13 protein-coding genes are annotated in these 15,059 nt (G+C 45.1%); 7 read left to right on the top strand and 6 right to left on the bottom strand.

The window, feature by feature from the left end:
* Window positions 1-30: 30 nt before the first annotated feature.
* The 4 genes from B0I21_RS13095 to B0I21_RS13080 all read right to left on the bottom strand — a co-directional run bounded on the left by B0I21_RS13095 (window position 31) and on the right by B0I21_RS13080 (window position 6,807).
* Window positions 31-621, bottom strand: a complete 591-nt coding sequence (locus B0I21_RS13095; RefSeq protein WP_133640936.1) for a DUF4202 domain-containing protein — start codon at window positions 619-621, stop codon at window positions 31-33.
* Window positions 622-725: 104 nt separating this feature from the next.
* Window positions 726-1,844 (bottom strand): aldo/keto reductase, encoded by a 1,119-nt coding sequence (locus B0I21_RS13090; RefSeq protein ID WP_133640935.1) that lies wholly within the window; start codon window positions 1,842-1,844, stop codon window positions 726-728.
* A 212-nt stretch (window positions 1,845-2,056) separates the two neighbouring features.
* Window positions 2,057-3,736 (bottom strand): RagB/SusD family nutrient uptake outer membrane protein, encoded by a 1,680-nt coding sequence (locus tag B0I21_RS13085; RefSeq protein WP_133640934.1) that lies wholly within the window; start codon window positions 3,734-3,736, stop codon window positions 2,057-2,059.
* Window positions 3,737-3,747: 11 nt separating this feature from the next.
* Window positions 3,748-6,807, bottom strand: a complete 3,060-nt coding sequence (locus B0I21_RS13080) for a SusC/RagA family TonB-linked outer membrane protein (RefSeq protein ID WP_133640933.1) — start codon at window positions 6,805-6,807, stop codon at window positions 3,748-3,750.
* Window positions 6,808-7,100: 293 nt separating this feature from the next.
* Here B0I21_RS13080 and B0I21_RS13075 point away from each other — a divergent pair, with 293 nt between their 5' ends.
* From B0I21_RS13075 to B0I21_RS13055, 5 genes are all read left to right on the top strand, one after another.
* The gene (locus B0I21_RS13075) at window positions 7,101-7,931 is read left to right on the top strand and encodes an SMP-30/gluconolactonase/LRE family protein (RefSeq protein ID WP_208292340.1); all 831 of its coding nucleotides are present in this window, start codon (window positions 7,101-7,103) and stop codon (window positions 7,929-7,931) included.
* 384 nt (window positions 7,932-8,315) lie between these two features.
* The gene (locus B0I21_RS13070; protein ID WP_133640931.1) at window positions 8,316-9,734 is read left to right on the top strand and encodes a sugar MFS transporter; all 1,419 of its coding nucleotides are present in this window, start codon (window positions 8,316-8,318) and stop codon (window positions 9,732-9,734) included.
* A 74-nt stretch (window positions 9,735-9,808) separates the two neighbouring features.
* Window positions 9,809-10,381 carry a Crp/Fnr family transcriptional regulator gene (locus tag B0I21_RS13065; RefSeq protein ID WP_133640930.1) on the top strand — a complete coding sequence of 191 codons (573 nt, stop codon included), beginning with the start codon at window positions 9,809-9,811 and terminating at the stop codon, window positions 10,379-10,381.
* Between the two features lie 46 nt (window positions 10,382-10,427).
* The gene (locus B0I21_RS13060) at window positions 10,428-11,015 is read left to right on the top strand and encodes an NAD(P)H-dependent oxidoreductase (RefSeq protein ID WP_133640929.1); all 588 of its coding nucleotides are present in this window, start codon (window positions 10,428-10,430) and stop codon (window positions 11,013-11,015) included.
* Window positions 11,016-11,138: 123 nt separating this feature from the next.
* A complete protein-coding gene (locus B0I21_RS13055; RefSeq protein WP_133640928.1) occupies window positions 11,139-13,019 on the top strand; it encodes an MGH1-like glycoside hydrolase domain-containing protein in 1,881 nt (626 codons plus the stop codon).
* Window positions 13,020-13,059: 40 nt separating this feature from the next.
* On the opposite strand, the gene B0I21_RS13050 is transcribed toward B0I21_RS13055, so the two are convergent.
* Window positions 13,060-13,443 (bottom strand): hypothetical protein, encoded by a 384-nt coding sequence (locus B0I21_RS13050; protein ID WP_133640927.1) that lies wholly within the window; start codon window positions 13,441-13,443, stop codon window positions 13,060-13,062.
* A 256-nt stretch (window positions 13,444-13,699) separates the two neighbouring features.
* Between B0I21_RS13050 and B0I21_RS13045 the strand changes: the two genes are divergently transcribed.
* Together B0I21_RS13045 and B0I21_RS13040 are read left to right on the top strand one after the other, a co-directional pair.
* Window positions 13,700-13,915 carry a hypothetical protein gene (locus B0I21_RS13045; RefSeq protein WP_133640926.1) on the top strand — a complete coding sequence of 72 codons (216 nt, stop codon included), beginning with the start codon at window positions 13,700-13,702 and terminating at the stop codon, window positions 13,913-13,915.
* Window positions 13,916-14,157: 242 nt separating this feature from the next.
* Window positions 14,158-14,475 carry a hypothetical protein gene (locus B0I21_RS13040; protein WP_133640925.1) on the top strand — a complete coding sequence of 106 codons (318 nt, stop codon included), beginning with the start codon at window positions 14,158-14,160 and terminating at the stop codon, window positions 14,473-14,475.
* 47 nt (window positions 14,476-14,522) lie between these two features.
* Here B0I21_RS13040 and B0I21_RS13035 read toward each other — a convergent pair whose 3' ends face one another.
* Window positions 14,523-15,038 carry a hypothetical protein gene (locus tag B0I21_RS13035; RefSeq protein ID WP_133640924.1) on the bottom strand — a complete coding sequence of 172 codons (516 nt, stop codon included), beginning with the start codon at window positions 15,036-15,038 and terminating at the stop codon, window positions 14,523-14,525.
* Window positions 15,039-15,059 lie beyond the last annotated feature (21 nt).

Genomic DNA, 15,059 nt, shown 5'->3' with positions numbered 1-15,059 from the left:
TTAGTCATGGCAGCATCTGTTAATCTAGTCCTATTTGGCAAGCTGATCTAAAGCGGCTTGTATATGTGCTAAACCAGCTTCAGAATAGGGCAGTTGCAGGGCGAAGCTGTGACCATGTGCATCCATCTTCAACAGCGACTTTTGCAGGATGGTGACAATTTTATCCGGATGTTTCGGAAAGAAGTCTTCGTACTGAAATTCCAGGAAAACAAGACACAACGCATTTTCCATGGTTTGCACATCAGGATTTACTTTAATCTTTTTTTTCATGACGATCTGCTCCATATCGACGATTATTCCTTCGTTGAAGCCAACCTTTTCTACGATGGCGCGCGCTACCGCGGCATGGTGTTCGGCAAGTTCCTTACGCCACAACAGGTAGCCGGCTCTATCCATTGGATAATTGTTGCGCGGGCTTTCCCATCGCCCGATATGCTGACAGCGCGAAGCTAGTTGCAAGGGTTCGCTCGCTTGTGGGTCTAGTTTATTTACCCATTCCCATAGTTTCATCGCCAAGAAATATTCCTGTGGGTAGCTTTTCCCTTGCCAAGCAAAGGTCTGTGGATCGCGTTTATTGTAGGCATCAAAATGTTCAAATGCCAATTGGAGCTTTTCGGTCATTATCCTTCTTTTTTCCTAAATAAAGGTTTTTAACTGATAAAGCCATGAAAAACGCTATCGATTTTTCATGGCTTCACGGCGTAGCTGGTATCGCTGATGCCGGTTTAAACGGCCGGCACTGGCGCGTGTGCCGCTATCAATTTTTCGGCCTTCAGTTCTTTCCAGAAGTCTGCCGGAATCTTGGCCTCGAAAGATTCGGTGTTTGCGATGGCCTGCTGTGCATTGCTGGCACCAGGAATCACCGCAGAAACGACATCGGGTGCCGCAGCAAACTGCAATGCAGCAGTACGCAAGTCTACCCCATGATTTTGTGCGACCTGTTGCAGGGCCTTTAATTTCTCCTTAACTCCAGCGGGAAACTTACCGCTGTATAGGTAACGGTCTTTTCCTGCCAAGAAGCCCGCGCATAGTGGCGCGCCTACGACGATCGAGACATCCTTCTCCGCTACTTTCGGAAACACCTTATCCAAATCAGCTTCATGCTCTATTAAGGAATATTGACAGGCAGACAAAAAGATGTCCGGATCGGCCACTTCCAAAGTTTTCAATATAGGTTCTATGGTGTTAACGCCCAATCCCCAGCCTTTAATGAGACCTTCTTCACGCATTTTTGTGAGTTCTTTCATCGCCCCATTGGCGGCCTCGGCAAAGTACGTTGTCCACTTGTCTTTCATATCGCCATTATCCGGAGATAAATCGTGAATAAAAACAATATCGATCGATGATAGACCTAATCGCTGCAAGCTATCTTCCACACTCCTTCGTGCCCCCGCTGCGCTGTAGTCATACCGGTGTTTGAAATTCATTTTTCCCTCCCAAAGTAAACCGTCTGCCTGGAAATTCTCATGCGGTTCCAGTATACGGCCTATTTTCGTGGAGATCGTGAATTGTTCTTTCGGTTTATCCTTTAAAAACATGCCCATGCGGCGTTCACTGATACCCAAACCATACCATGGTGAAGTGTCGTAATAGCGAATGCCGGCATTCCAAGCGGCTTCCATAGTCTGTAGACTGGCTACATCGGAATGCTGTTGGAACCCATTGCCTATAGCGACGCCGCCAAGGCCCGCTTTGTGGAGCGGACGAAAGCGTTTGGAAGAGCTGCCTGTTAATGTTGTTATATTATGCATAGGATTTGCTGATAAGGTAGCCGGTAGCGCTGCTGCCAGTGCGACGCTTGCAGAGGCCAACGCGGCTTGTGTTAAAAATTTTCTTCGTTCCATAAGATAATAATGCGATATGCTACTGCTAGCACGTTATGCTTATTGTTTCCTTAGTCAACAACCGAACACGTGCATCGGTTTTACAGCCTATAAATTTACCGCTATTAACCTCGCTTTTAACAAAAGATGCCATGGTCATTAACCTTGTAATAGGGTTGCTGACCATGGCATTGGCGCGATACGCATCGCTAAGCTTTCGCGCGAAATTTACCTTAGAAATTTGCTCGGTTTACGTCCCACCATAATCTTGTCCCACCGTTGTCGCTTCCACCTAGAAGACCGATCGCCTTTTGAACCTCCGCGGCATTGGTGTTGTATTCATTTTGACTGAACGGAATTCTTCTGATTTGCACCTGCGTATCGATCAGTCCGCCACTGTTGTTCTGTGCAACAGGGAAGAGTTTCGGATACCCCGTACGTCTAAATTCGGACCACGCCTCTTGGCCTTCAGGAAACATGGCTAACCACTTTTGCGTGATGATGCGTTCTAGTTTCTCTTCTTGCGCGCTGCCTTCGTTCCATTGTATCGTAATCGTCGAAGGCTGCGCGGCATTATTTCTGCTGTTTAAGGGGTCTACATAAGCACTAGGCATGTTGCTGCTATTTGCTATGTAGGCAGCTGCGCCTGTGGCTCCCCACTGTTCGAACGATGTTTGGATACCCGTCTCGTATAGGCTTTTTGCCGTACCACCGTTGCCAGCCCAGCCCCGTAGCGCTGCCTCGGCGCGGAGGAAATAAACTTCTGCTGCTGTCATCAACATCATTGGCGTGGTAGGCGTGAAGGATGGTGTAGCGCCATCTTTGAAGTTGATCGTAGAATATCGAGCATACGTTTCCTTCACTAAAGCGATAGCGCCTGTGCGTATTCCTTTGTAGCCCTCGACTCCTGAACCACTTGCCCGATCTATGTATTTTGCGGTGCGTGGGTCTTGATAGCCGACAAGGTAAGATTCGAGCGATGCATTAACGTTGATATCACTCCAGTTGTTTGAGATAAATTCTAAGGGATTCAAGAAGCCCGCCTCTTCGTCAATGCGTACTTTGGCATTATCTGTATTGCTTTCGAAAAGATAGCCACTGCTTAATGATTTTTCCGCCTGCTGTTGAGCGAGGCTAGGGTTAACCTTCACGATGCGCATAGCTAGCCGCAAGCGTAGCGAGTGCACCAGCTTTAACCATTTCGTAAATCGTACCGTATTTTCGTTTCCGCTATAAATCAGGTCTATTTCATCCAAATTCGGCGGAAGCTCTTCCCGGTTGGTTCCGTTCACATACGCTTCTAAAAGCGACTGCGCCTCATCCAGTTCCGTGAAAAGTTGGTTATACACCTCTTCTTGCGAGTCATAAGGAATACTCGTCGTGGTATTGTTGCCGACTATACTATACGGAATAGGGCCGTAGATGTCGGTTACGCGGCTTGTTGCCAATACCTTGATCGCAAGCACAGAGCCCCACACCGCAGGATATGTTTCTTTTAAATTCGTTTCCTCCAAACGTTTGATTGGGCCGAGGACACTCAGATACAGTACCTTGAAAGGCTCGGTATTCCATCCGTTCACAAGCGCGTAGTTCGTGTTGTTTTGTCCACTGTTGAATGGCGTAGCACTCATCAAGTATCCACCGTAAACATCACCCATCAAATTTTGCTGCAATTGGTAGGAGTTAGGCCCACCTCCGCCGGAAAAATTTAATACGGCACGCTGCGCAGTGGTGAAGTACAATTTAAGATTTTCGGCATTGGGCAAAAGATCTTCTGGTGTAACCCCCGTATTGTTCGTGTTGAAGTCTTCGAAGTTTTTTGTACAGCTCGTAAGCCCTAGCGTGGCACCTATCGCAAGTGCAGCCAGGGGGAGCTTATAGCGGGTATATATCGTATTGAATGTAATTTTCATGTTGTAGGTCATTAAAAGTTAACGTTTAAAGATAGTCCGTAGCTGCGGCTCGAAGGCATCATAAAAATGTCGATACCGCTTAAGCCATTTCCGGTAGACATCGAAGTTTCTGGATCGAAAGGCGCATCTTTATACAAGAAAAACAGATTCCGCCCAGTAGCGGCAACACGAAGTCCTTTTACAAATTTACTATCTATCTTAAAGTTGTAAGACAGGGCTATTTCACGCATGCGGATAGCTGATCCGTTGTACATATAATTGCTTGTAACCGGACCTATACCGCCAACCGTAGTATACCAGGTCTGTGGTGCCACGGACGTTACCGCCTCACCAGATGGTAATACACCGTTTACGGAAACGCCACCAGCATCACGTGCGGCACCGGTACGTGCAGAGACACCATAACCATCCATGACGGACTCGGTAATCGAAAGCACGTCATAATCAAACTTGCCATCGATCAAGAAGTAAAGACCTAAGTTTTTATAGTTGATGGTATTGCTCCATCCCATTTGCCAACGTGGGTTCGAATTGCCCAATTTAACATAGTCTGAGCCTTTTAACGGTACGCCGTCTTCACTAAAACGGATACGGCCTTGCTCATCGCGCGCGAAGTCAATACCATAGATATCACCGAAGGATCCGCCAACCTCAAACCGAGACGCGTAATTGCTGCGGTTTTCGCCTGTGATCGAAAACTGCTGGATAGCGTCGTCTAGCGCGATGATGGTGTTTTTATTGGTTGAGAAATTTACCGCAGTAGACCAATTAAAATCTTCACCACGTATAGCATCGTAATTTACCAATAACTCGACACCTTCATTTTGGATATTACCTGCATTGATCGCATAGGTACCAAACAAGCTGGCTTCGCTAGCGGCGATCTCAAAATATTGGTTTCTCGTGTTCGTTTTATAATACGTAAAGTCGATACCTAACCGGTTATTGAACATCTTTAACTCCGTACCGGCCTCGATAGAGCGGGTGATTTCGGGTTTTAATTTTGCTAATGACGTGACCGTATTGATGTTAATATTTCCAAAATTACCTAACGTATTCAAAAGTCTCGTTTTGTATGGCGGCAAATCATTTCCGACCTCAGCCCAAGATCCCCTAATTTTCATAAAATTGATAAAATCTGGAAGACCTAATTTTTCGTGGATGTTTGCGCTAAGTCCTACCGAAGGATAGAAAAACGAAGGTGTATCCGTGAAGGCTAAGGTGCTCGACCAGTCGTTTCTCGCGGAAAGATCTAAAAACATCCAGCCATCATAATCGAAGTTTGCGCTGGCAAATACCGATTGCAATTGTCTGCGATTAGTGGGTTCGGTCAGTGTGATAGGCGTTGTCGTATTCTGCATGGCGAATACGTTTGCTATGCGCAAACCGGTCGCTCCGGTGTTAAAGGACATGCCTTCAGTATTCCAATCGGTAATGCTGGTACCAACAAGCCCGTTGAATTTTAGCTTGTCTGTGATATTGCCATTGAAGTTGGCAATAAAGTCCGCATATTTCTGCGTAATGGTAATTTTAGAGTAGTTGTAGGCACCGTTGCGCTGCGCGATGATCGACTGTGTACCGGCGAACAATTTCCTGTCGTAAACATCTGTCGTTTGATCCATACTACCGCGTGCTTGCAAACTCAACCAATTGTTGACATTAAATTTCGCGCTACCGTTTAGGATAAGCCGTGATTTGTCTGAAGTGGACGTGTTTCGGTTTTGAATCCACCACGGGTTTTGTTGCGTAGTCTCACTATCACCCAGGGAATGCCAGTTTTGCACATATTGATTAGTCGCGGGATCGAAAGTTTCGAACGTTTTGTAGTCGTTCAGGTTTAAACTTCTTGGAAAGAGATACAATCCCACGATAGGATTGAAATAAAACCCGGTCAGCGGGGAGTTTTGCAAATCTTGTTGGATATAATTGGCACCACCTTGCAAGGTCAAACGGTCATCAAAAAAGTTGGCTGTTTGCTTGAGGTTAATGTTATGTCTATTCAGTTTATTTTCGGGGAGTAGCCCTTTGGCCGATGTGTTGGCGTAGGAGATATAGGTTTGCATATGCTCATTTCCGCGAGAAAGGCCGATAGAGTTCGTAAAGTTAGTTCCGGTTTGGAAAAACGACCCGACTTGATCACCACCGCCGCCCGCAGTGTTTGCGCCCCAGCTGGTTAGGGAATTGGTGTTTTCGCCATCAGTACCACGTGCGTAATTGTTTTGAAACTTCGGCAAAACGGCTGGTGTTTCAATTTGTGCGCTACTCGAGAAATCAATCGTCGTACGCCCGTTTTTTCCGGATTTTGTCGTGATCAAAATAACGCCATTTGCCGCTTGGCTACCATATAACGCCGCCGCTGATGCACCTTTCAAAACCGACATGCTTTCCACATCATCCGGATTGATCAGGGCGATAGGATCACCCGGGTCGCGCTCGCCACCAAAGATATTGCCAGGCTGTACCCCCGAAGAGCTGTTGTTGATTGGCACACCGTCGATAACATATAATACTTGGTTACTTCCGGAAGCCGATTTATTTCCTCGCAGGACAACCTTCGCGGAGCCGCCAATACCGGACGACGAAGAGGATATATTAACACCCGCGACTTTACCATTGATGTTATTAATCATGTTTGTGCCTTTTGCCCGCGTCAGCTCCTCGCCCTTCAGTTGCTGTGTGGAGTAGGTAAGCGATTTTTGCTCGCGGCTGATCCCCAGCGCGGTAACGACCACCTCTTCCAGCTTGGTGTCTACAGCGACTAAAAAGATCGATAGGGTATCGCGATCGGCAACGGGCACCTGTTGGGCTTCATAACCTACAAAGGTAACCTGCAGGCTTGCCGTCGATGCGTCTACACCTAGGGTAAATGCTCCTTGTTCGTCCGTTAAGGTACTATTGGAGCGGTCGGCACCGCTAACGCTGGCGCCGGCGATGGGGGCCAGTGTGCTGCCGTCTTTGACGACACCTCTAAGGGTACGCTGCTGAGCGAAAGCGTGGCCAAAGAGCATAGTGGTGAGCACAACAACTGTTCCGAACAGTCGTGCACATCGTGCTAGTGATTTTTGTCTCATAAAGATTGAATAAGCAATGCTTAACGTGTTGATTTAAAGTGTATGTAAGTTATTTTGTTCGCTACTCTTACGATTTGATACGGCACGCAATTTATTAACATGATTTGAAAAAAAAATGTTAAAAGTCAACTTCAAAACACGTTGTTGTTACAACATGTTATTTTTTAGTTGCTTAGGAAATTGTCAACTCGTAAACTTCATATCTGGCATTTTTGTTTTGTAACATTTTATTTTTTTTCAGAACGATCCCGTTTATCATATGTTAATAGCAGGATATGAAAACTGTATTTTTTATGATAATGATACTAACCACGCTTTATAGCAAGGCGCAGCTTAAAGGTAAACTAATTGAGATCTCCGCACAGTTTTCATTCACAGAAGGCCCCACAGCAGATGAGCAAGGCAATATTTACTTTACCGACCAGCCGAATAACAGCATCTGGAAATATGATACCAATGGTTTACTTTCCTTGTTTATGCAGCCAGCTGGACGGTCCAATGGAATGTTTATGGACAAGGAAGGTTTTATCGTTTCCTGTGCTGATGAAAAAAATGAACTTTGGCGAATAGACCCGGTATCGAAAGCTGTCGATGTGCTCGTCACCGGCTACCAAAATAAGCTGCTAAATGGACCAAATGACGTATGGGTGTCTGATCGCGGTACTATGTATTTTACCGACCCATTTTACGACCGTGACTATTGGCAGCGTGACAGTAGCGAGCTTCCGCAGGCCTTGTATATGCTGCAGCAGGGAAAATTAATTCAAATCGATGCTGCACTCGATAAACCTAACGGGATCATCGGTTCGCCCGATGGCAAACACTTGTTCGTTGCAGATATAGGCGCAGATAAGACTTTCGTGTATGATGTGAACGGCGACGGAACGCTCAGCAACAAACGGCTTTTCTGTGAAAAGGGCTCAGACGGCATGACTGTCGATGATCGAGGAAATGTTTACCTTACCGGAAAGGGAGTTTTCATTTACAACAAAGATGGCCAGCAAATCCATCACATCGACGTACCGGCCGAGTGGACTGCAAATGTCTGTTTTGGCGGAAAGCAACATGCTTACCTGTTCATTACAGCGTCCGAGAAGATTTTCAAAATTTACCCAGATTGGTAGGCCGAGGCTTGTCATTTTCTCTAGGTTCGAAAGTGGGCACTTACTTTTTATCACAAGTTTTTTGCTATGCATTTGGAATTTCGCCGAATTCAGTGTACAATTGCATCGCCTCTTTTAGAGTTATTAAATGGTTTTAGCGCATTTAAGACGCAAGAGAGGTGTCGATTGAGGGAAATTTTTTGCAAATTAAATTTAGGCTAGCGCAAAGGCATAGGGCAAATGTTTATTGGGCGAGCACGTTTTCCATGGATTTCTTTCAATTGATCTATTCTTTTGCTAAACAACAGTGTGTTTTTTGCAGGGAAACGGTATTTGGTGTCGCAAAACACTGTTTAATAGGGGCCGGGACGCTGTTGAAAACCTTTGACAATTGATATAATAAAGATGCAAACGACAACAACGACTAAACAGAACTACCTCGTTCCTTTAATTACCATCACAGCATTATTTTTTATGTGGGGCTTTATTACCTGCATGAACGATATTTTAATACCTTATCTCAAACAGCTTTTTTCGTTAACGTTCTTTGAGTCCATGTTGGTGCAGTTTTGCTTCTTCGGAGCTTACTTTATTGGATCCCTAATCTATTTTTTCTATTCAACGTTGGTAGAAGACCCGATCAATAAAGTAGGCTATAAAAAAGGAATTTTATTTGGTATATTTCTCGCTGCGGCGGGCTGTGTGCTATTCTATCCAGCAGCCAGTCTTTCATCGTATCCACTATTTTTAGGCGCACTTTTCGTTTTAGGCTTAGGTTTTACGGTGCTGCAGATTACGGCAAACGCTTATGTATCGCTTTTAGGACCGGAAGAGTCTGCGTCTAGCCGTTTAAACATGACGCAAGCATTCAATGCTTTCGGAACAACGATAGCGCCCGTCTTGGGCGGACATTTAATCTTCGAACTATTTTCTTCGCCTGATGGCAGTTTCAGCGCCGTGGCAACACGTTTACCCTATCTCATCTTCGGTGGTATCTTACTGCTTGTAGCCTTAATGATCTCGCGGGTGAAACTACCTTCATTCCAAACGGATGATTCGGAGCCTGTGAAGGGTTGGGGCGCGTTAAAATTTAAACATCTTATGTACGGCGTAGGTACGATGTTTTGCTACGTGGGCGGCGAGGTCGCTGTGGGAAGCTTTATTATCAGTTTCTTGGAGCTCCCAGAAGTGATGGGATTTACTGAGGCGGTGAGTAAAAACTATCTTGCTTTGTATTGGGGCGGCGCGATGATTGGCCGGTTCCTTGGCGCCATATCGCTAAGTCAAGAAATTGCGGAGAGCAAGAAAACGATTTATATGCTGTTGACCGCGTTAGCCGTATTCTTGGTGATATATGGTGTAGTAAGTCTTAGTTTCTCCGAAATTTCATTCTTCCTCGGTTTTATTGCACTGAATTTTATCGCATTCTTGATCGGTAAATCTGCTCCGGCAAGAACGTTGGTGGTATTTGCCACGATAAACGTCTTCTTGTTGGCCTCTACCATATTAAATACGGGTATTTGGGCGATGTATAGCGTGCTGGGCATAGGGATTTTTAATTCGATTATGTTTTCAAATATATATACCTTGTCTATTGCAGGGTTGGGAAAGTATACAAGCCAAGGTTCATCCTTAGTCGTTATGGCGATTTTAGGTGGAGCCATTGTTCCTATTGTACAAGGTTATTTAGCCGATAAGATCGGTGTACAGGATTCGTTTATCATTCCAGCGCTATGCTATGCCGTTATTTTAATATTCGGTATCTACTGTCTGCGGACGCTGAGTCAAGTAAAAATGGACGCCAACGCTAAGGCAGGGCATTAAAAAAAGTAAACAAGAAAAGATAGCATCCCGCTATCTTTTCTTGTTTAAGAATCGATAAGTGAAAGAAGCGTATTATGGATCAGTTCTTAGCATATTTGCGCGGTCTTAATTTTTTTACGACACCGCAGCTTGAAGAAATCGTCTCGCTTACCGAACGTACACACGTAAACAAAGGTGAATTTCTTGTGCGCGAATCGCAACGTTGCACCGCTGTCGCTTTTGTGGAGAAAGGTGTTTTCCGATCGTTTTACACGCATGCAGATGGTATCGATATGACCTACTGTTTTCGTTTTCCACTAGACTTTGTCGGTGCGTACTCCTCGTTTATTACGGGCGGTCCCAGTATAGAATCCATACAGGCCATTACAGCAGCCGAGGTATTACTGATCAAAAAGCAAGACATAGCGCAGTCGTTAGCAACGACTTTAGCCGGTACTCGTTTTCTTCGGTATATAGCCGAGCAGCAGTTTTTAGAGTTGGAAAATCGGGTATTTGGTTTGCAGCGCCTTTCGGCGAAGGAGCGTTACCAAGAACTAGTTAATAAGCATCCTCATTACATACAGCATATTCCCTTGCAATATATCGCCTCTTATCTAGGCATTAGTGCGAGGCATCTTAGTCGTGTTCGGCGAGAAATTGTTTTTTAGACATTTGTCCGATCTGCAGGCTTTGCAAAGCAATAGCTTTGTAGCTATGCAAGCTTCAAAAAAAATTATTATCATTAATGGGCACCCTCGTCGGGGATCGTTTAACACAGCACTGGCAGAAGCCTACCGCGCGGGAGCGATAGCTACTGGCGCGCAGGTGCGTATGCTCACTGTCGCTGAACTTGATTTCAATCCAAATTTAGCGGAAGGTTACCACAAACGAATGCATTTGGAACCCGATTTATTATCAGCTTGGGAGGATATTCTTTGGGCGGACCATCTCGTATGGATACACCCCGTGTGGTGGGGCGGACTCCCTGCACTTTTAAAAGGATTTATCGATCGATTGTTCCTACCGGGAATGGCCTACGTGTACAAGAAAGACTCCATCTTTTGGGACAAGTTGCTATTAGGGCGTACGGCACGAATTATCACGACGTTGGATCAGCCCAGCTTTATTTATCACATTTTATTTGGTCGGCCTAGCGTGAATCAGCTGAAGAAGGCGACACTCGAATTTTGTGGCGTGCGCCCCGTAAAAGTTTCTTATGTAGGCATCATTCGGCGTTCGACGGAAAAACAACGGAAAGACTGGTTGTTGAAGGTGGAGAAGTTGGGAAGAAGACAGCAATGAGCCTTTGGAGCTGTGTTGCTTGGCTAGGGCTGGATAATGGTTTTAGCAACTGTTTAATCCGATTTGTTGCTTCTTTAGGTGTGATGCACTATCTTTAAGAATCAACAATTTTATAAACCACGTATGAACATCATCGTATCCATGTATTTACCTTCATGCGTCCGTTCATCATCTACGCCTTATGTTGTTATGCTGTTCGTGGCGCTCTGGCTAACGACAGCATGCTCCAGCAACAGAGAACTCGCTTTCAGCAAAGAACGGGATCGGCTGCAGGCCTTATCCGATACGCTGTTGGCAACCCAAGTGGATGAATTTAACAGCTATGCAGGGCGTCCGGCATCTGACGGATCGTTTGACGCGCGGAACAATAAAGCTTTTTTGCAAGCAAATATCCCGCTATTTATCAGCTCAGATGATGCGGTAAACAAAGTCTACAACTACCGCTGGTGGATGGTTAGCAAACATTTGAAGGAATACGCCGATCCGGAAGATCAGCAAAAATATTGGGTGGTGACCGAATTTTTTGGCGTAAAGCCTTGGGCATCTTTGAGCGGAGCGATAACCTGCCCGGCAGGGCATCAGTTTTACGATGTTCGCTGGCTTCGCGATCCGAAGTTTCTAAAATCATATGCCGATTATTTTATGCGAGGATCGGCCTCTCGGTTAAATCAAAGGGAGAATGGCAATTTTTTAACTTATTTGAGTAGACCGGAGAGCCATCATTTTTCCAGCTGGATGATTGATGGCGTGGATGCGTTTCAACGTGTTCATCCCGATGCGGCTTGGTTGCATGATATCCTTCCTCATCTGGAGCAGCACCAAGCTGTATGGGATAGTTTATTTACCGTGCAGCAAAAAGGGTCGAAGACAGATGGACTGTACAAAATTTTAGACTTGTATGATGGCATGGAGTTTAGTCTTTCCGCCGTGCTGGGGCTCATTGAAAGTGATGGCGCCTACGCAACGTATACGGCGGATAACTGGCGAGCGTATTATCTAGGTTGGGAAACAACCGCTAAAGCCGCTGCCTCTGTACAAGCAGCTAAGTACCCTCGCGCCTACCGAAAAGGGTATCCTGATTTCTATCTTGTTCGCCCTTCCGTAAACAGTTATGCTTATGGAAATATCAAGGCTTTGAGCGATCTCTATACATTGGACGAAAAAACATATGCACCGGCGCTTGCGGTTCCGAAATCCGAAGCATACTCGCGGCGGGCTATGGCGTTGCAACGGAGGGTAATGGATATACTTTGGAATGGTGACGACCAATTTTTCAATACGTATAGTGCGGGTGACAATGCATATGGTGTGCGCGATTTTGAAGCGCGTGTACGCGAATCTGTAGGTTATACACCTTGGTATTTCAATATGATTCCGGCAGGCAAGGGGAGGCACTATGAACAAGCTTGGCGCATGTTTGCGTCCGATAAAGGTTTTAACAACAAGCAGGGAATGACTACCGCCGAGCGGCAACATCCCTATTACAACGAGCAGGCATACGCTTGGAATGGCAGAGGATGGCCCTTTCAAAATTCTGTAGTTTACAAGGCATACGCGAATTACTTGCGCAACTACAAAAAGGAAATCACGGACGCGGATCGCTCCTTATTGTATCGCCAGATAGAGAAGTTGACCCAATTGCATAATCCAGCGGAGCCGAATATTGGTGAATGGTATATACCAAGTGATGGTCAAACTTTTGGGGGCGAGCAGGATTACTTCCACTCCACTTATCCGGACATCATCATCGAAGATCTTTTAGGCTTTAAGGCTCTGCACGATAACCAATTTATCATAGAGGCACTTTTACCGGAAGAGGAATGGGATTATTTTTACCTGGGTCGTCTGCGCTATCACGATCACGATATTGATATCGTATGGAAGAAAGATTGGGACGAAACAAAAGTCGGCGACCAAAGCATGCTATGCGTGTGGGTAGACGGGAAGTTAGTTGCGCAAGCAGAACGACTGAATAGTAAATTAACGGTCTCGTTAGGGCAATAAAAAAAATAGGGCGGAAGCCCTATTTTTTATTTGTTTGTTTTTAACGACTGCAATTCGCCGTCCAGGTTCGACCGTCCCTGTTGTATAAAATACGCAACGTAGACTCCGAAACCGTAATAGATCCGATAGCCTCATCATTAAAAAAAATCGTGTTGTTATCGTTTTTCTGCATTTCAATATCGCCCAATGTACGGATGTCATTGGAAAAGTTGAAGCTGTAATTGTTTCCAACCTTGACCACTCGGACGGATCCCTCCGTGGAAGTAACATTAGCCTCTCCATCATTGCTGCTGCGGAACGATATGGTACCATTGTACGTGCCTACAAATAAGTCATTGTCTGCAGGATCGTCATCTTTGCTGCACGCGCAGAAGATAAACAATGAAACGAATAGTAAGCCTAGGATTTTAACTGTTGTTTTCATAGGTGTTGTGTTAAATTAATGTTGCATTACTATGAAAAAACGTCTGAGATCAGCCATTCGTTTTTCAAAAAATCATTTTTTTCCAATCTGCTGGCTGCATGGCGTACACCTCTTACTACTTTTATGCAGCGATACGCGGCAGAAATTAGCAAAACGATGGTAGGCGTAAAGAAATGTTAACGGTAAATTAATCTGTTGTTTACCACGTCTTTTCTGCGCGTTTATTACCTTTGAAAAGGTTAATATACAAAAAACTATGGCCACGCTACATGTATCGAAACAAGCAGCTCCTTTACATTTGTTTGCTGCGTCTCATCCAGAAAATGGTTCCACGGAGCCGGCACATGCAGATTATATAGATGGTTTGCGGAAAAGATCCTACGAACTGCTTCATAAATTTCGCACCACTTGGAACGAGTCAGAATATCAGGAATGGTGCGCTATTCAGCGTCTCTTGCACAAGTCGTTATAGGCTATTCGAATGTATTTTGCGCGAAAGTATGTTGTTCGATATACGTGTTTTGATATTTTTTCGTTATCACTATATGTCCTATAGCTGGTGGGGCTATTTATCTAACTATAAAATAATGCTTTTGTCCGATTATGATTAGAACGTGTATATTTTTTTTGGCTACAGGTTGTTTCGGGTGTGAGGAACCCCGTTATCAGCTATCCGCTGCCAGCTGGCAACAAAGCCATCGATCAGATTCAATAATGCAAAGCACTTGGTTTGGTAATATCGAACAAAAGATGCCCTCGCTGCATGGCAATGAAGTGAAATTACAGGGCCGTTTGGTCTACGAATACGATGATGTGGCAATTTATCCGTTTAATGATCCATCAGATTTTAAACCTGTTTCGCTACAAGTTGATGAGGATGAACTCCATGATTTTTTAGTAGAGCATGACGATGCACTTGTTACGATTACGGGAACGTTAGATACGACTGCCTATTACGATGAGCGACAGTACAGCGGCTCGATAAAGGATATTGTCCATGTAGAAGTTAGCCACAGGCTAGCCGCACAATAATCTTTATGACCGTCTTATCCCCTTTATTGCTTGGCGATAGCGGTTTTTTAGTCTAGCACGATCGAAATCGATTTGGTCTGCAAAATTCCGCTGATTGCTCCACTATTGTATAACAGCGTATAGGTGCCGGCTTTTTCAAAGCGATAACCTTTTGTAACGTTAAACCTGACACTGTCTTCCGTCCCGGGGGCTAGGGTATGATAGGTGTCTGCTGGAGGGGGCATTATTCGGCGGGTCATTGCACCTATATAGGGCACCTCTTGGCCGCTCGCATCCGTAATCGTTAAAAAATTACTGAAAAAACCCTCAAAGGGTGTATGGTATTGCGTAAAGCGTAACGTGTCGTTGGTTGGGTTCGAAACGATAAACAAAACCGAGATACTATCATGCAATGGATAATGTGGGTCTGCTTGTATACGAGCGACAAGCGTGGTATCTGCTCCGCCACCCGTGCTATCGGCAATGGCGATATTATTGTCTTTTGTTTTTTTCGTGGATTGACAGTTGGCCATGAACAGACAGGTCATAGCTAATCCCAATAATGCAAAGGTTGATGTTTTCATGGATTTTTGTATAGCGTACGA

This window comes from Sphingobacterium paludis, from assembly GCF_004364125.1.
Taxonomy (GTDB): domain Bacteria; phylum Bacteroidota; class Bacteroidia; order Sphingobacteriales; family Sphingobacteriaceae; genus Sphingobacterium; species Sphingobacterium paludis.
This window is presented reverse-complemented; position numbering and strand designations above follow the sequence as displayed.